The following is a 16,124-nucleotide window of genomic DNA, read 5'->3' on the forward strand; positions in this document are numbered from 1 at the left end:
GATATTATTGTGATTGAGGATATTAAGCAGCTTGTAATTGAATTAAAAAGGGTAGGAAATAATCTTAATCAGATTACAAGAGCTGTTAATAGTGGTGAGATTAAAAATATTAAGGAGATTTCAGAAATTAAAAAAGAAATTGATCATGTGTGGAAAGAGGTACTTCAAGCTTTAAAGAAGGTGAATGATTAATGGCAATAATCAAAAGGATATCTTCGAAAGCAAAACCCACAAAAGTGGTAAAGTACTTGACTCAAAACAAAAAGACAGAAGAAAAGCTTATAAGTGGAAAAGATTGTGATCCAAGTAATGTGGTTAATGAATTTAATGTCACACAAGAGCTTTATGGAAAGACTCAAGGTGTGAAGTATCATCATGTTATCCAAAGTTTTAGTCCTGAAGATAATATAACACCAGAAAAAGCTCATGAGATAGGCAAGGAACTTGCGGAGAGTCAATTCAAAGGTCATGAAGTTTTTATTGTAACCCATAAAGATAAAGAACATATTCATAACCATTTAGTAGTCAATAGTGTGAGTTTTGAAAATGGAAAGAAGTATGAAGCCAGTAATAAAAGTTTATGGGATATTAAAAGAGAAAGCAATAGGATATGTGAACGTGAGAAGCTTCAAACCATTGATTTAAACTATAAGGCAAGAGAAAGACTGACAAGTGCCGAGTTAAGAATTGAACTTAGAGAAAGAACGCCTTGGAAAAAGGAATTAAAAGAATGCATTGATTTCGCAAGAAATAAGAGTAATTCTTTTGATGAATTTACCAAGTATCTAAAGGAAAACTTTAATATAAATACTAGAATGACAAATAAAAATATAAGTTATCAGCATCCAGATAAAGCCAAGCCTATTAGAGGGAGTAAGCTTGGTGCTAGTTACGATAAGGGGGAATTAGTAAATGAGTTTGCTCGAAAAAAGGAATCAATTAATAGAGAAGGAGAAAGAGAAACAGATTCAATCCAAGGAAATTCAAGGGAATTATCAAGAAGTACCTCAAATGTCGATTGGTCAGCAGTTAGGGATAATATCCAAAGTGACAGAAATAGAGTATCAAAACACTTTAGTGATGACATCGCTGGAAAAATACAACGAAAAGTACGAGGAATTAAAGAGAGAACAGAAAGAATTATTGGAAATAGCAAATCAGAAAAATAGAGAGTCTACAGAAAAGCAACGAGATATTCACAAAAGTAGTAAGTCAAGAATTTCAGATACTCAAAACGAGCATGGAAAAGACATTGAGTCAGTTAAACCAAAAATCAATACAAGAGATTGGGAACTTGACAGATAAGTGTCAATGTGTAATCACAAAACTTGAACAAAACATTAAAAGTACGTATATGGACAATACGAGCCATATAACAGATAAAACTGTTGAAGCAATAGGAAAGTTAGGAGAATTAAAAAAAGACGCTGAGAATCGACATATGAGCTATTATAACAGAAAAAAAGTTGTAGATTATTTAATATATATAAATTTATCCATAACGCCTATATTATTATAATTATTTTTTATATTATATTTTTAAAGAGATAAGAGTGTTCAACTAGGGGGGATACGAATGCCAATAAATGATACGATAGCCAAGTATTTAAGTAAACTATTGAGGGGAATAAAAGGAACTATAGTACATTTTTTTATAATGAGTGTTATTTATGGAGCTATAGGAAAAGGTATTTGTTTTTTAATCACTGTTTTTGGTAAAGATATTTCAATAGCTAGAAGAAAAGAAATAGAGAGCCTAGTAAGGAATAAAGGTCATAAAATTTTTGAAATACCAGAGTTACGTACATATGCAATAATATTTTTTTCAGTATATGTAGTAGTATTTTTATTAACTTTAATAGGAACCATAAGAGCTAAGAAAATATATAAAAGAGCTGCAGGAAACAAATATCAAACATTTGGTAAGGCAAGATTTTCAGAGCTTGATGAGGTATTAAAGCAAGGATTAAAAGGCCCTGGAATAGTGTTAGGGAAAATTAAGAGTAAATTAATAACTAAACCTCCATCAGTTGAAGGACATACGCTTGTAGTTGGTGGAACTGGGACAGGAAAAAGTAGAGGAGTGGTAATCCCAAGCCTTTTGTTATGGGAAGGATCTACAGTAGTAATAGATATAAAAGGTGAGATTTCAAAAATAACAAAAGAAGTGAGAAAAAGAAAAGGTAATATGGTTTATGTTTTTAATCCAGAATCAGAAAATGGAGATTGTTATGACCCAATCAAACTATGTGGTACAGTGGATGCAGCTCAAGAATTAGCAAGAACATTGATTCCAATTCCAGAAAAGGGTGAAACATTTTGGGTACAATCAGCTCAAGCTATATTATCAGCGTTTGTTTTTGAAGGAGCTTTAAAAGGATACAAACTTTCAGATATTGCAGAGAAAATCTGTACTACACCAATAAATGATTTAGTGAACTATTGTAGAAATCATGAGACAAGGGAAGTACGTTTGTTATGTAGTATAGCTTATGACATGCCTGAAAAAACGTTAGGTGGTGTTATGTCTGAATTAAAAAGCAAACTTATAACAATAGCAACAGATAAAAACATAAGAAGATCTACACGAAAATCAGATTGGACACCAGAGTCTTTAGAAAAAGGAGCCTCTATTTATTTGCGAGTTTCAGAACATATGCTAGAGCAATATAGGGACTTATGGACAGTTATAATAAACCAGATTTTAAGACATTTAAGTGAAAGAGAAGAAAGAAAAAATCCGCCTATTCTAATAGCCTTAGACGAGCTGCCACGACTTGGAGAGATTAAAGGTCTTACAAGTGCTTTAGCTACACTTAGAAGCAGAAACGTACACATATTAAGTATAATACAATCAATGGCTCAACTTGATGAAGTATACAATGAAAATCAAAGAAAAATAATTGCAGACAATTGTAGATTTAAACTTGTTTTGTCTGCTACAGATCCAGAAACACAGAAGTATTTTTCAGACTTAGCGGGACAAAGGACAGCTATGGCCAGAGGTGTAACTATTGGAGCTGGTTTTGTACCAAACATGAGCAAACATGAACAAGGTACGCAACTTATAAGGCCAGAGGAGTGGGCGAATTTGGAGAAACCAGTACTCTTTGCTCCTAAATTAGACCCAGTTAGGGTAAAACTTGCTTTTTGGGATAAAGAAAATTTTGTGTAGATATATGAGGTGTTAGGTATGCTAATAAGATCAGAAAAAGAAATTAATAAAATAATTCAAAATGTTAAAGCTACAATGAATATTGAAGGAATAGAAATGCCTTTAGTATCTGAACAATTAGGAAGAAAAGTTCTAAAAGGTGAAATTACTGCAGAGCAAGCAGTGAAATTAATAAAAGATAGGTATATTAACTAATCTGTAAGATAAATTTATCCCCTGGTTAACCAGGGGATTTTTTAATTGCTTATATAGAATAGTAAAAAATAAATAATGTAATAAAATATTTTCAAATCAAAAGTCTCATTTTTGGACGTGGTTTCAAATCAAAAGTCTCATTTTTGGACGTGGTTTTTTTAAATCAAAAGTCTCATTTTTGGACGTGGTTTAAAGCACCTCTAAACCGCATAAATACTAGTTTTTAAAATCAAAAGTCTCATTTTTGGACACTAATAATATAACGGAGAGAGAAGAGGATTATTGGTAAAGTTACTAAGGAAGAATATTAAGAAGAACAAAAAGGTTTAAAGGACATGTTGTAAAATTTTAACATTGCTATTTATTAAGAATTGAAATAAAATAAACTTAATTGAGAATGTAATTTCCAATTTTGATGCTAAAAAATTGGAAATTATTAAACGATAAATGTTTGTAATTGATAATTGAATATGAAAAAAAGTCCTTTTTTCAAGCTCTTATATATTAGTTTGCCGACTAATATATAAGCCGAACTTAGTAAGTGCCAAACCACTTAAAAAGCTGTTATGAAAAAGAACTTCTCAAAATATTATATTCATTTTATATGATTATAATATCACAAAGAAGAAAAATTTCAAGCCTTTTAGTGTGGTAATCCTTACTAAAAGGCTTTTTTATTTTGTAAAAGAGGACAAGCTCTTAATTTAAAATGTTTAAAATTATTAAAAATAAATGATAGAAAAGACCGTAGTTAAGGCAAGTGGTTAAAGGAATAACACTAAAAAAACTGTTGGATTAAAACTCCAAATTGTTCTCCGTTAGAAGGAAATATGCTCTCGGTGAAATTGTTGGATGGCACAATGGAGAGGGCAAAAAAACTCATTAAATAAGGATAACGTAGTGTTGCTCGTAAGAGCAGAGGGAGTATCTAAAATCTTGATGGTGGCACGAAATGAGCAAGTTAAGATTATAATTAATAGTCTTTGAATAGATAACCATAATCGTAAGATATGGTGGTGTTATACGGATACCTGTGATTCCATACGAAGGTAAAAGGTAAGTATTTCACTCTCTTAAACAGTGAATTTTGAAGAATTCATTGTTTAGGAGGGAGGGAATAAGCCGTTTCCTGTTCAAACCTCCAAAGGTATCAAAGTAAGAACTTAAAGTCAAGTTATAACTTGAAAATAATTAAAGAATGTATAGTTAATGGTTTTAAAATAAAGTAAAAAATAAAGAAAACTATTAAGAGAATGTAGACCAACTGGAATATTGGAAAGGTAGCCCGTAGGGAAGGTTCCATTATGGAAGACGGTAGTGGTGGTTGATTGTTCTATAAATTTAGATGTTTAGATATAACGTGGAAAGTATAAAGTAAATTTAAGAGTAATATTTTTAGATTTTATGTTAATATAATAAAATATGAGGAAGGGAGATTAAATAGATGTTTTAAAAAAAATATTATATAAAAATATTTTTTATTTTATTTTTATGTTCTTTTTAATATTAATATTAATTTTTGGAACTAGAATAGGTTTTGTTTTTTTTTCAATATCAAATTTTATTTTAGGAGGATTTGTACTAAAAAGTTCTGTTTTTTATAAAAAAACACATATCTTATTAGATGAAAATGAATATATTGAATATGTAAATAAAGATGATTTTTCAAAAAAGAAAAAAAGGGATAAAGAGGCATTTTCGTACTTTGTTTATGGTGTGATTTTCTTATTAACTTCAATTTATTCTAACATTAAACCGAGATCATTTTTTAAAATAATTATTATTTTTGCAGTAATTAGTATAGCATTACTTATATATTTAAGTGAAAAACAAAAAAATAAAATAAAATACATTACTTATAGTATTTTATTAGTAATATGTTGTATATCTTTTTTGTCAATATATTTTTTAGTTTTATATTTAATAAAATAAGAGTTAGGTAATTACCTAACTCTTATTTTATTAAATCCTAGGTGTAATCCAACCAGAACCACCAGGTTTTTTTATAGCTGTTAGCTCAGCACCTTCTATAATTATTCCATTATCGCAATCACATACAGCTAAGTTTATTTTAACGTGGCTGTATCCAGATTTATCTACTAAATTTTTTATACTTTTTAAATTCTTTAATCCATTATTTAGTACATCTTGTATTTGACTTTTATATTCAGCATTTGAAAGTTTCCCAAGAGTATATAAAGCAAATACACAACTGCCTAAATATGGTCCTAAATTTTTAGTTAGTTTTATTTTTTCTATGATCCATGATGTTGTTGCACTTAAGCCTGCTACAACAAATATATCATTAACAACTTTTTCATTTTGGGCATGCATTAAATCGTAAATTGAAATAATAGTATTATTTAATTTTTTAGGTGTAAATATTTCTTCAGTCCAGTATTCTCTACTACGCATAAGTATCAATCTCCTTTAATTTTTTTGTTTTGTTGGCCAACTTTTTTAGTTTTACAATTATTATAAAGAAAAAAAATATAAATCTGTAAACCCTTAAACTCTAAAATATATAATTAATTATATATTTTAGAGTTTAAGGGTTTACTTTACATAGATTTTAAATATGAATTTTCTATATTTTCATTAATATGTTCTACTACTTTTAATTCTTCTGTTAATTGAAAAATAATTTGTTGATAATTTTTTTCTCTTTCTTCTTGTCTTTGATCTCTTTTTTCTTGTGTTTTTAATATATAAAATATAAGTGCAACAGATAGTGCGGCCCAAATACTTTGGGATGATGCTAATTTTATTAATTGATTTTCCATTAAGTAACCTCCTAATAACTTGTATATTGTTTTTTTGTTAAATATTTTTTTAGCTTTTTTAATGCAATATTTTTTGTTTTATTTACAGCTTGTCTACTTATTCCAAGTTCTTTTGATATTTCTATTTCAGACTTTTCTTTAAAAAATTTATCTATTATTATTTTTCTTTGATATTTTGAAAGGTTTGATAAAGCAGAATTTAAAATTAAACTGTCCTCTATGGAATTATTGTTGCAATCCATAGTTATTTCTAAATTTAATTTTATTTCGTTATATAAAAAGGCATTATTATATTTACTAAGTTTTATAAATTTGTTTTTTATTGAGGTATTTATGTATGATAATATAAATTTTGAATTTTTCATAGTAGCTTTTTCTAAAGGGATTTTATTTAAAATTTCTATGAATGCTATAGTTAGATCGGATTCTGCTCCATCATACATAAGTTTTTTTGAATATTTTTGTATGAGTGGATTAAATTTCTGTATAAGAATTAATAAAGCATCTTTATCTTTAGATTTCCATTTGTTTATTAATAAATATAAATATTTATCCATGGCAATCCTCTCCTATTTTTACTAATAAAGAGAGGAAAAGTATAAAATTGTAAACCGTTTTTGTAAAATTTAATATTAAAATATAATATGTGTTTTAAAGGATAAACGTAAATGGAGCTAAGAGAGAGGCTATCATCATTAGAATAAGCCAAATATAGTACAGTGTAAATTATAATTGTAAATATATGTATTAAATGTATAATATATATATATCAAATCGAATTAATACAGGAGGGGTAACATGAGAAATATTACAAAGGCTTCAAGAGAGCTAGGTGTATCTAGGACTAAAATTTATAAAGAAATAAAAACATTAAAAAATACAATCAGTTAAAAATGGAAAAAACAATCTTATTAGTGATGATGATTTTTACCGAATAAAGGATCATATAGAAGCAGAAAATGAACAGCAAGGAAATACATCAAAACGAATTAAAGACGTTTTAGAACGTGATAGGAGCATGATAAACGGAAACTTATCTGATAGAGAATATGTAGATTTGAAAGAGCGTATAAGCTTTTTAGAAAAGCAATTAAATATAAAAGATGATCAGATCCAGGAGAAAGATTTTCAGATAAACGGATTGATACAAAGCACAATTAAGTTTTACAAGACTTTAAAATCTGGTGATGAATATGTAGATGTAGAGGAAAATCAAAAGAAAGAATCATGGATTAGTAAATTGTTTAGGAAAAAAGCTTGATGGACTTTTTTGGTATCCATCAAGCTTTTTTTATTTTAATTTTACTGATTGCTAAATTAAAGCTTTAGCGGTAAACTTATAATAAGCAGTAGAGAGAGCGAGATGCGTGTTTGTATAGCCAAAAGCTATATAAACACCTCTCGCTTAGAGGGGAAACCCCTCCAAGACCACCCCAAAACAATCAAAAGGTAACGAGTTAAGGGTGAAAGGTAACAAAGCAAATTAACGAGAAAAAATAAAATATTAATTAAAAGTGAGGTAAAAAGAATGAATAAGAAAATAGGAAAATTAAGCTACAATTATGGAAATGATCGTTTCGGAATAATAGACTCCATGGATCTTTGGGCGGATGATGGAATTCATTGTGGAGAGTGCTTAGAAATATTAGTAAATGATAAGTGGCAAAAATGACAGAATAGAGATGGATAGACAAGGCAATTGGTATTTTGTTGAAAGTGGTTTAAAGGGTGATGAAATAGAAGGGATGAAAGTTAAATATTAATTTAAGAAAGGGGCTGAAGTAAATGCAAAGAACCAGAGATAAACAGTTAAATTTTAGATGAATGAAAAGGAACTTCAGCAGCTCCAAAAGAATGTTGAAAAATCAAAGCTAAAACAGAGTGAATATTTGCGAAAATGTATTTTAGAAAAAGATATTATTGTGATTGAGGATATTAAGCAGCTTGTAATTGAATTAAAAAGGGTAGGAAATAATCTTAATCAGATTACAAGAGCTGTTAATAGTGGTGAGATTAAAAATATTAAGGAGATTTCAGAAATTAAAAAAGAAATTTGATCATGTGTGGAAAGAGGTACTTCAAGCTTTAAAGAAGGTGAATGATTAATGGCAATAATCAAAAGGATATCTTCGAAAGCAAAACCCACAAAAGTGGTAAAAGTACTTGACTCAAAACAAAAAGACAGAAGAAAAGCTTATAAGTGGAAAAGATTGTGATCCAAGTAATGTGGTTAATGAATTTAATGTCACACAAGAGCTTTATGGAAAGACTCAAGGTGTGAAGTATCATCATGTTATCCAAAGTTTTAGTCCTGAAGATAATATAACACCAGAAAAAAGCTCATGAGATAGGCAAGGAACTTGCGGAGAGTCAATTCAAAGGTCATGAAGTTTTTATTGTAACCCATAAAGATAAAGAACATATTCATAACCATTTAGTAGTCAATAGTGTGAGTTTTGAAAATGGAAAGAAGTATGAAAGCCAGTAATAAAAGTTATGGGATATTAAAAGAGAAAGCAATAGGATATGTGAACGTGAGAAGCTTCAAACCATTGATTTAAACTATAAGGCAAGAGAAAGACTGACAAGTGCCGAGTTAAGAATTGAACTTAGAGAAAGAACGCCTTGGAAAAAGGAATTAAAAGAATGCATTGATTTCGCAAGAAATAAGAGTAATTCTTTTGATGAATTTACCAAGTATCTAAAGGAAAACTTTAATATAAATACTAGAATGACAAATAAAAATATAAGTTATCAGCATCCAGATAAAGCCAAGCCTATTAGAGGGAGTAAGCTTGGTGCTAGTTACGATAAGGGGGAATTAGTAAATGAGTTTGCTCGAAAAAAGGAATCAATTAATAGAGAAGGAGAAAGAGAAACAGATTCAATCCAAGGAAATTCAAGGGAATTATCAAGAAGTACCTCAAATGTCGATTGGTCAGCAGTTAGGGATAATATCCAAAGTGACAGAAATAGAGTATCAAAACACTTTAGTGATGACATCGCTGGAAAATACAACGAAAAGTACGAGGAATTAAAGAGAGAACAGAAAGAATTATTGGAAATAGCAATCAGAAAATAGAGAGTCTACAGAAAGCAACGAGATATTCACAAAAGTAGTAAGTCAAGAATTTCAGATACTCAAAACGAGCATGGAAAAGACATTGAGTCAGTTAAACCAAAAATCAATACAAGAGATTGGAACTTGACAGATAAGTGTCAATGTGTAATCACAAAACTTGAACAAAACATTAAAAGTACGTATATGGACAATACGAGCCATATAACAGATAAAACTGTTGAAGCAATAGGAAAGTTAGGAGAATTAAAAAAAGACGCTGAGAATCGACATATGAGCTATTATAACAGAAAAAAGTTGTAGATTATTAATAATATATAAATTTATCCATAACGCCTATATTATTTATAATTATTTTTTATATTATATTTTTAAAGAGATAAGAGTGTTCAACTAGGGGGGATACGAATGCCAATAAATGATACGATAGCCAAGTATTTAAGTAAACTATTGAGGGGAATAAAAGGAACTATAGTACATTTTTTTATAATGAGTGTTATTTATGGAGCTATAGGAAAAGGTATTTGTTTTTTAATCACTGTTTTTGGTAAAGATATTTCAATAGCTAGAAGAAAAGAAATAGAGAGCCTAGTAAGGAATAAAGGTCATAAATTTTTGAAATACCAGAGTTACGTACATATGCAATAATATTTTTTCAGTATATGTAGTAGTATTTTTATTAACTTTAATAGGAACCATAAGAGCTAAGAAAATATATAAAAGAGCTGCAGGAAACAAATATCAAACATTTGGTAAGGCAAGATTTTCAGAGCTTGATGAGGTATTAAAGCAAGGATTAAAAGGCCCTGGAATAGTGTTAGGGAAAATTAAGAGTAAATTAATAACTAAACCTCCATCAGTTGAAGGACATACGCTTGTAGTTGGTGGAACTGGGACAGGAAAAAGTAGAGGAGTGGTAATCCCAAGCCTTTTGTTATGGGAAGGATCTACAGTAGTAATAGATATAAAAGGTGAGATTTCAAAAATAACAAAAGAAGTGAGAAAAAGAAAAGGTAATATGGTTTATGTTTTTAATCCAGAATCAGAAAATGGAGATTGTTATGACCCAATCAAACTATGTGGTACAGTGGATGCAGCTCAAGAATTAGCAAGAACATTGATTCCAATTCCAGAAAAGGGTGAAACATTTTGGGTACAATCAGCTCAAGCTATATTATCAGCGTTTGTTTTTGAAGGAGCTTTAAAAGGATACAAACTTTCAGATATTGCAGAGAAAATCTGTACTACACCAATAAATGATTTAGTGAACTATTGTAGAAATCATGAGACAAGGGAAGTACGTTTGTTATGTAGTATAGCTTATGACATGCCTGAAAAAACGTTAGGTGGTGTTATGTCTGAATTAAAAAGCAAACTTATAACAATAGCAACAGATAAAAACATAAGAAGATCTACACGAAAATCAGATTGGACACCAGAGTCTTTAGAAAAAGGAGCCTCTATTTATTTGCGAGTTTCAGAACATATGCTAGAGCAATATAGGGACTTATGGACAGTTATAATAAACCAGATTTTAAGACATTTAAGTGAAAGAGAAGAAAGAAAAAATCCGCCTATTCTAATAGCCTTAGACGAGCTGCCACGACTTGGAGAGATTAAAGGTCTTACAAGTGCTTTAGCTACACTTAGAAGCAGAAACGTACACATATTAAGTATAATACAATCAATGGCTCAACTTGATGAAGTATACAATGAAAATCAAAGAAAAATAATTGCAGACAATTGTAGATTTAAACTTGTTTTGTCTGCTACAGATCCAGAAACACAGAAGTATTTTTCAGACTTAGCGGGACAAAGGACAGCTATGGCCAGAGGTGTAACTATTGGAGCTGGTTTTGTACCAAACATGAGCAAACATGAACAAGGTACGCAACTTATAAGGCCAGAGGAGTGGGCGAATTTGGAGAAACCAGTACTCTTTGCTCCTAAATTAGACCCAGTTAGGGTAAAACTTGCTTTTTGGGATAAAGAAAATTTTGTGTAGATATATGAGGTGTTAGGTATGCTAATAAGATCAGAAAAAGAAATTAATAAAATAATTCAAAATGTTAAAGCTACAATGAATATTGAAGGAATAGAAATGCCTTTAGTATCTGAACAATTAGGAAGAAAAGTTCTAAAAGGTGAAATTACTGCAGAGCAAGCAGTGAAATTAATAAAAGATAGGTATATTAACTAATCTGTAAGATAAATTTATCCCCTGGTTAACCAGGGGATTTTTTAATTGCTTATATAGAATAGTAAAAAATAAATAATGTAATAAAATATTTTCAAATCAAAAGTCTCATTTTTGGACGTGGTTTCAAATCAAAAGTCTCATTTTTGGACGTGGTTTTTTTAAATCAAAAGTCTCATTTTTGGACGTGGTTTAAAGCACCTCTAAACCGCATAAATACTAGTTTTTAAAATCAAAAGTCTCATTTTTGGACACTAATAATATAACGGAGAGAGAAGAGGATTATTGGTAAAGTTACTAAGGAAGAATATTAAGAAGAACAAAAAGGTTTAAAGGACATGTTGTAAAATTTTAACATTGCTATTTATTAAGAATTGAAATAAAATAAACTTAATTGAGAATGTAATTTCCAATTTTGATGCTAAAAAATTGGAAATTATTAAACGATAAATGTTTGTAATTGATAATTGAATATGAAAAAAAGTCCTTTTTTCAAGCTCTTATATATTAGTTTGCCGACTAATATATAAGCCGAACTTAGTAAGTGCCAAACCACTTAAAAAGCTGTTATGAAAAAGAACTTCTCAAAATATTATATTCATTTTATATGATTATAATATCACAAAGAAGAAAAATTTCAAGCCTTTTAGTGTGGTAATCCTTACTAAAAGGCTTTTTTATTTTGTAAAAGAGGACAAGCTCTTAATTTAAAATGTTTAAAATTATTAAAAATAAATGATAGAAAAGACCGTAGTTAAGGCAAGTGGTTAAAGGAATAACACTAAAAAAACTGTTGGATTAAAACTCCAAATTGTTCTCCGTTAGAAGGAAATATGCTCTCGGTGAAATTGTTGGATGGCACAATGGAGAGGGCAAAAAAACTCATTAAATAAGGATAACGTAGTGTTGCTCGTAAGAGCAGAGGGAGTATCTAAAATCTTGATGGTGGCACGAAATGAGCAAGTTAAGATTATAATTAATAGTCTTTGAATAGATAACCATAATCGTAAGATATGGTGGTGTTATACGGATACCTGTGATTCCATACGAAGGTAAAAGGTAAGTATTTCACTCTCTTAAACAGTGAATTTTGAAGAATTCATTGTTTAGGAGGGAGGGAATAAGCCGTTTCCTGTTCAAACCTCCAAAGGTATCAAAGTAAGAACTTAAAGTCAAGTTATAACTTGAAAATAATTAAAGAATGTATAGTTAATGGTTTTAAAATAAAGTAAAAAATAAAGAAAACTATTAAGAGAATGTAGACCAACTGGAATATTGGAAAGGTAGCCCGTAGGGAAGGTTCCATTATGGAAGACGGTAGTGGTGGTTGATTGTTCTATAAATTTAGATGTTTAGATATAACGTGGAAAGTATAAAGTAAATTTAAGAGTAATATTTTTAGATTTTATGTTAATATAATAAAATATGAGGAAGGGAGATTAAATAGATGTTTTTAAAAAAAATATTATATAAAAATATTTTTATTTATTTTTATGTTCTTTTTAATATTAATATTAATTTTTGGAACTAGAATAGGTTTTGTTTTTTTTTCAATATCAAATTTTATTTTAGGAGGATTTGTACTAAAAAGTTCTGTTTTTTATAAAAAAACACATATCTTATTAGATGAAAATGAATATATTGAATATGTAAATAAAGATGATTTTTCAAAAAAGAAAAAAAGGGATAAAGAGGCATTTTCGTACTTTGTTTATGGTGTGATTTTCTTATTAACTTCAATTTATTCTAACATTAAACCGAGATCATTTTTTAAAATAATTATTATTTTTGCAGTAATTAGTATAGCATTACTTATATATTTAAGTGAAAAACAAAAAATAAAATAAAATACATTACTTATAGTATTTTATTAGTAATATGTTGTATATCTTTTTTGTCAATATATTTTTAGTTTTATATTTAATAAAATAAGAGTTAGGTAATTACCTAACTCTTATTTTATTAAATCCTAGGTGTAATCCAACCAGAACCACCAGGTTTTTTTATAGCTGTTAGCTCAGCACCTTCTATAATTATTCCATTATCGCAATCACATACAGCTAAGTTTATTTTAACGTGGCTGTATCCAGATTTATCTACTAAATTTTTTATACTTTTTAAATTCTTTAATCCATTATTTAGTACATCTTGTATTTGACTTTTATATTCAGCATTTGAAAGTTTCCCAAGAGTATATAAAGCAAATACACAACTGCCTAAATATGGTCCTAAATTTTTAGTTAGTTTTATTTTTTCTATGATCCATGATGTTGTTGCACTTAAGCCTGCTACAACAAATATATCATTAACAACTTTTTCATTTTGGGCATGCATTAAATCGTAAATTGAAATAATAGTATTATTTAATTTTTTAGGTGTAAATATTTCTTCAGTCCAGTATTCTCTACTACGCATAAGTATCAATCTCCTTTAATTTTTTTTGTTTTGTTGGCCAACTTTTTTAGTTTTACAATTATTATAAAGAAAAAAAATATAAATCTGTAAACCCTTAAACTCTAAAATATATAATTAATTATATATTTTAGAGTTTAAGGGTTTACTTTACATAGATTTTAAATATGAATTTTCTATATTTTCATTAATATGTTCTACTACTTTTAATTCTTCTGTTAATTGAAAAATAATTTGTTGATAATTTTTTTCTCTTTCTTCTTGTCTTTGATCTCTTTTTTCTTGTGTTTTTAATATATAAAATATAAGTGCAACAGATAGTGCGGCCCAAATACTTTGGGATGATGCTAATTTTATTAATTGATTTTCCATTAAGTAACCTCCTAATAACTTGTATATTGTTTTTTTGTTAAATATTTTTTTAGCTTTTTTAATGCAATATTTTTTGTTTTATTTACAGCTTGTCTACTTATTCCAAGTTCTTTTGATATTTCTATTTCAGACTTTTCTTTAAAAAATTTATCTATTATTATTTTTCTTTGATATTTTGAAAGGTTTGATAAAGCAGAATTTAAAATTAAACTGTCCTCTATGGAATTATTGTTGCAATCCATAGTTATTTCTAAATTTAATTTTATTTCGTTATATAAAAAGGCATTATTATATTTACTAAGTTTTATAAATTTGTTTTTTATTGAGGTATTTATGTATGATAATATAAATTTTGAATTTTTCATAGTAGCTTTTTCTAAAGGGATTTTATTTAAAATTTCTATGAATGCTATAGTTAGATCGGATTCTGCTCCATCATACATAAGTTTTTTTGAATATTTTTGTATGAGTGGATTAAATTTCTGTATAAGAATTAATAAAGCATCTTTATCTTTAGATTTCCATTTGTTTATTAATAAATATAAATATTTATCCATGGCAATCCTCTCCTATTTTTACTAATAAAGAGAGGAAAAGTATAAAATTGTAAACCGTTTTTGTAAAATTTAATATTAAAATATAATATGTGTTTTAAAGGATAAACGTAAATGGAGCTAAGAGAGAGGCTATCATCATTAGAATAAGCCAAATATAGTACAGTGTAAATTATAATTGTAAATATATGTATTAAATGTATAATATATATATATCAAATCGAATTAATACAGGAGGGGTAACATGAGAAATATTACAAAGGCTTCAAGAGAGCTAGGTGTATCTAGGACTAAAATTTATAAAGAAATAAAAACATTAAAAATACAATCAGTTAAAAATGGAAAAAACAATCTTATTAGTGATGATGATTTTTACCGAATAAAGGATCATATAGAAGCAGAAAATGAACAGCAAGGAAATACATCAAAACGAATTAAAGACGTTTTAGAACGTGATAGGAGCATGATAAACGGAAACTTATCTGATAGAGAATATGTAGATTTGAAAGAGCGTATAAGCTTTTTAGAAAAGCAATTAAATATAAAAGATGATCAGATCCAGGAGAAAGATTTTCAGATAAACGGATTGATACAAAGCACAATTAAGTTTTACAAGACTTTAAAATCTGGTGATGAATATGTAGATGTAGAGGAAAATCAAAAGAAAGAATCATGGATTAGTAAATTGTTTAGGAAAAAAGCTTGATGGACTTTTTTGGTATCCATCAAGCTTTTTTTATTTTAATTTTACTGATTGCTAAATTAAAGCTTTAGCGGTAAACTTATAATAAGCAGTAGAGAGAGCGAGATGCGTGTTTGTATAGCCAAAAGCTATATAAACACCTCTCGCTTAGAGGGGAAACCCTCCAAGACCACCCCAAAACAATCAAAAGGTAACGAGTTAAGGGTGAAAGGTAACAAAGCAAATTAACGAGAAAAAATAAAATATTAATTAAAAGTGAGGTAAAAAGAATGAATAAGAAAATAGGAAAATTAAGCTACAATTATGGAAATGATCGTTTCGGAATAATAGACTCCATGGATCTTTGGGCGGATGATGGAATTCATTGTGGAGAGTGCTTAGAAATATTAGTAAATGATAAGTGGCAAAATGACAGAATAGAGATGGATAGACAAGGCAATTGGTATTTTGTTGAAAGTGGTTTAAAGGGTGATGAAATAGAAGGGATGAAAGTTAAATATTAATTTAAGAAAGGGGCTGAAGTAAATGCAAAGAACCAGAGATAAACAGTTAAATTTTAGATTGAATGAAAAGGAACTTCAGCAGCTCCAAAAGAATGTTGAAAAAATCAAGCTAAAAACAGAGTGAATATTGCGAAAATGTATTTTAGAAAAA

Annotated in this window: 25 protein-coding genes; 19 read left to right on the forward strand and 6 right to left on the reverse strand. The window is 28.5% G+C overall.

Annotated elements, in window-relative coordinates; all coding sequences use genetic code 11:
• The 5 genes from mobC to CC89_RS20260 form a co-directional block, all read left to right on the forward strand.
• A partial coding sequence (gene mobC / locus CC89_RS02170) for a plasmid mobilization relaxosome protein MobC (protein ID WP_035288593.1) occupies window positions 1–192 on the forward strand: 192 nt, incomplete at its 5' end.
• A complete protein-coding gene (locus CC89_RS02175) occupies window positions 192–1,169 on the forward strand; it encodes a relaxase/mobilization nuclease domain-containing protein (RefSeq protein ID WP_051931413.1) in 978 nt (325 codons plus the stop codon). The genes mobC and CC89_RS02175, both read left to right, overlap by 1 nt.
• Before the next feature lie 71 nt (window positions 1,170–1,240).
• A complete protein-coding gene (locus CC89_RS02180; RefSeq protein ID WP_185750645.1) occupies window positions 1,241–1,519 on the forward strand; it encodes a hypothetical protein in 279 nt (92 codons plus the stop codon).
• A 57-nt stretch (window positions 1,520–1,576) separates the two neighbouring features.
• Complete coding sequence (locus tag CC89_RS02185; RefSeq protein WP_035288598.1) at window positions 1,577–3,175, forward strand: type IV secretory system conjugative DNA transfer family protein; 1,599 nt, start codon at window positions 1,577–1,579, stop codon at window positions 3,173–3,175.
• A gap of 18 nt (window positions 3,176–3,193) precedes the next feature.
• The gene (locus CC89_RS20260) at window positions 3,194–3,370 is read left to right on the forward strand and encodes an antitoxin VbhA family protein (protein WP_185750646.1); all 177 of its coding nucleotides are present in this window, start codon (window positions 3,194–3,196) and stop codon (window positions 3,368–3,370) included.
• A 1,962-nt stretch (window positions 3,371–5,332) separates the two neighbouring features.
• Here CC89_RS20260 and CC89_RS02195 read toward each other — a convergent pair.
• The 3 genes from CC89_RS02195 to CC89_RS02205 all read right to left on the reverse strand — a co-directional run bounded on the left by CC89_RS02195 (window position 5,333) and on the right by CC89_RS02205 (window position 6,710).
• Window positions 5,333–5,785, reverse strand: a complete 453-nt coding sequence (locus CC89_RS02195; protein ID WP_035288603.1) for a hypothetical protein — start codon at window positions 5,783–5,785, stop codon at window positions 5,333–5,335.
• 146 nt (window positions 5,786–5,931) lie between these two features.
• The gene (locus tag CC89_RS02200; protein ID WP_035288606.1) at window positions 5,932–6,153 is read right to left on the reverse strand and encodes a BhlA/UviB family holin-like peptide; all 222 of its coding nucleotides are present in this window, start codon (window positions 6,151–6,153) and stop codon (window positions 5,932–5,934) included.
• Between the two features lie 11 nt (window positions 6,154–6,164).
• Window positions 6,165–6,710 (reverse strand): RNA polymerase sigma factor, encoded by a 546-nt coding sequence (locus CC89_RS02205; protein ID WP_035288609.1) that lies wholly within the window; start codon window positions 6,708–6,710, stop codon window positions 6,165–6,167.
• A gap of 461 nt (window positions 6,711–7,171) precedes the next feature.
• On the opposite strand from CC89_RS02205, the gene CC89_RS02210 reads away from it, so the two are divergent.
• From CC89_RS02210 to CC89_RS02245, 12 genes are all read left to right on the forward strand, one after another.
• Window positions 7,172–7,414, forward strand: coding sequence for a hypothetical protein (locus CC89_RS02210; RefSeq protein WP_035288613.1), 243 nt, complete (start codon window positions 7,172–7,174; stop codon window positions 7,412–7,414).
• Window positions 7,415–7,681: 267 nt separating this feature from the next.
• A complete protein-coding gene (locus tag CC89_RS20265) occupies window positions 7,682–7,825 on the forward strand; it encodes a DUF5348 domain-containing protein (protein ID WP_185750647.1) in 144 nt (47 codons plus the stop codon).
• A complete protein-coding gene (locus CC89_RS20270; RefSeq protein WP_185750648.1) occupies window positions 7,806–7,916 on the forward strand; it encodes a DUF5348 domain-containing protein in 111 nt (36 codons plus the stop codon). The genes CC89_RS20265 and CC89_RS20270 overlap by 20 nt, the downstream gene beginning before the upstream one ends.
• A 57-nt stretch (window positions 7,917–7,973) precedes the next feature.
• Entirely contained in the window at window positions 7,974–8,210 is a 237-nt protein-coding gene (locus CC89_RS02220; protein ID WP_286161285.1) for a plasmid mobilization protein, read from the forward strand.
• Between the two features lie 106 nt (window positions 8,211–8,316).
• A complete protein-coding gene (locus CC89_RS19370; RefSeq protein ID WP_051931415.1) occupies window positions 8,317–8,499 on the forward strand; it encodes a relaxase/mobilization nuclease domain-containing protein in 183 nt (60 codons plus the stop codon).
• 1 nt (window position 8,500) lies between these two features.
• Window positions 8,501–8,641 (forward strand): relaxase/mobilization nuclease domain-containing protein, encoded by a 141-nt coding sequence (locus CC89_RS21495; RefSeq protein ID WP_081896937.1) that lies wholly within the window; start codon window positions 8,501–8,503, stop codon window positions 8,639–8,641.
• Between the two features lie 243 nt (window positions 8,642–8,884).
• Window positions 8,885–9,235 carry a relaxase family protein gene (locus tag CC89_RS21500; RefSeq protein WP_035288616.1) on the forward strand — a complete coding sequence of 117 codons (351 nt, stop codon included), beginning with the start codon at window positions 8,885–8,887 and terminating at the stop codon, window positions 9,233–9,235.
• Window positions 9,236–9,358: 123 nt separating this feature from the next.
• The gene (locus CC89_RS20275) at window positions 9,359–9,535 is read left to right on the forward strand and encodes a hypothetical protein (protein ID WP_185750649.1); all 177 of its coding nucleotides are present in this window, start codon (window positions 9,359–9,361) and stop codon (window positions 9,533–9,535) included.
• Window positions 9,536–9,640: 105 nt separating this feature from the next.
• Window positions 9,641–9,880: a hypothetical protein gene (locus CC89_RS02235; protein WP_035288618.1), complete on the forward strand. Its 240-nt coding sequence runs from the start codon at window positions 9,641–9,643 to the stop codon at window positions 9,878–9,880.
• A gap of 166 nt (window positions 9,881–10,046) precedes the next feature.
• Window positions 10,047–11,237 carry a type IV secretory system conjugative DNA transfer family protein gene (locus CC89_RS02240; protein WP_035288621.1) on the forward strand — a complete coding sequence of 397 codons (1,191 nt, stop codon included), beginning with the start codon at window positions 10,047–10,049 and terminating at the stop codon, window positions 11,235–11,237.
• Between the two features lie 18 nt (window positions 11,238–11,255).
• Window positions 11,256–11,432, forward strand: a complete 177-nt coding sequence (locus CC89_RS20280; protein ID WP_185750646.1) for an antitoxin VbhA family protein — start codon at window positions 11,256–11,258, stop codon at window positions 11,430–11,432.
• A 1,490-nt stretch (window positions 11,433–12,922) separates the two neighbouring features.
• Window positions 12,923–13,276: a hypothetical protein gene (locus CC89_RS02245; protein WP_035288624.1), complete on the forward strand. Its 354-nt coding sequence runs from the start codon at window positions 12,923–12,925 to the stop codon at window positions 13,274–13,276.
• 115 nt (window positions 13,277–13,391) lie between these two features.
• Here the strand turns inward: CC89_RS02245 and CC89_RS02250 are convergent, their stop codons facing one another.
• The 3 genes from CC89_RS02250 to CC89_RS02260 form a co-directional block, all read right to left on the reverse strand.
• The gene (locus tag CC89_RS02250; protein ID WP_035288603.1) at window positions 13,392–13,844 is read right to left on the reverse strand and encodes a hypothetical protein; all 453 of its coding nucleotides are present in this window, start codon (window positions 13,842–13,844) and stop codon (window positions 13,392–13,394) included.
• A gap of 147 nt (window positions 13,845–13,991) precedes the next feature.
• The gene (locus CC89_RS02255; RefSeq protein ID WP_035288606.1) at window positions 13,992–14,213 is read right to left on the reverse strand and encodes a BhlA/UviB family holin-like peptide; all 222 of its coding nucleotides are present in this window, start codon (window positions 14,211–14,213) and stop codon (window positions 13,992–13,994) included.
• An 11-nt stretch (window positions 14,214–14,224) separates the two neighbouring features.
• Complete coding sequence (locus tag CC89_RS02260) at window positions 14,225–14,770, reverse strand: RNA polymerase sigma factor (protein WP_035288609.1); 546 nt, start codon at window positions 14,768–14,770, stop codon at window positions 14,225–14,227.
• Between the two features lie 241 nt (window positions 14,771–15,011).
• Between CC89_RS02260 and CC89_RS02265 the strand changes: the two genes are divergently transcribed.
• Window positions 15,012–15,473, forward strand: a complete 462-nt coding sequence (locus CC89_RS02265; protein ID WP_035288626.1) for a hypothetical protein — start codon at window positions 15,012–15,014, stop codon at window positions 15,471–15,473.
• A 266-nt stretch (window positions 15,474–15,739) separates the two neighbouring features.
• Window positions 15,740–15,973, forward strand: a complete 234-nt coding sequence (locus CC89_RS02270; RefSeq protein ID WP_035288628.1) for a DUF5348 domain-containing protein — start codon at window positions 15,740–15,742, stop codon at window positions 15,971–15,973.
• Window positions 15,974–16,124 lie beyond the last annotated feature (151 nt).

The organism is Clostridium sp. KNHs214 (genome assembly GCF_000744935.1).
Taxonomy (GTDB): domain Bacteria; phylum Bacillota; class Clostridia; order Clostridiales; family Clostridiaceae; genus Haloimpatiens.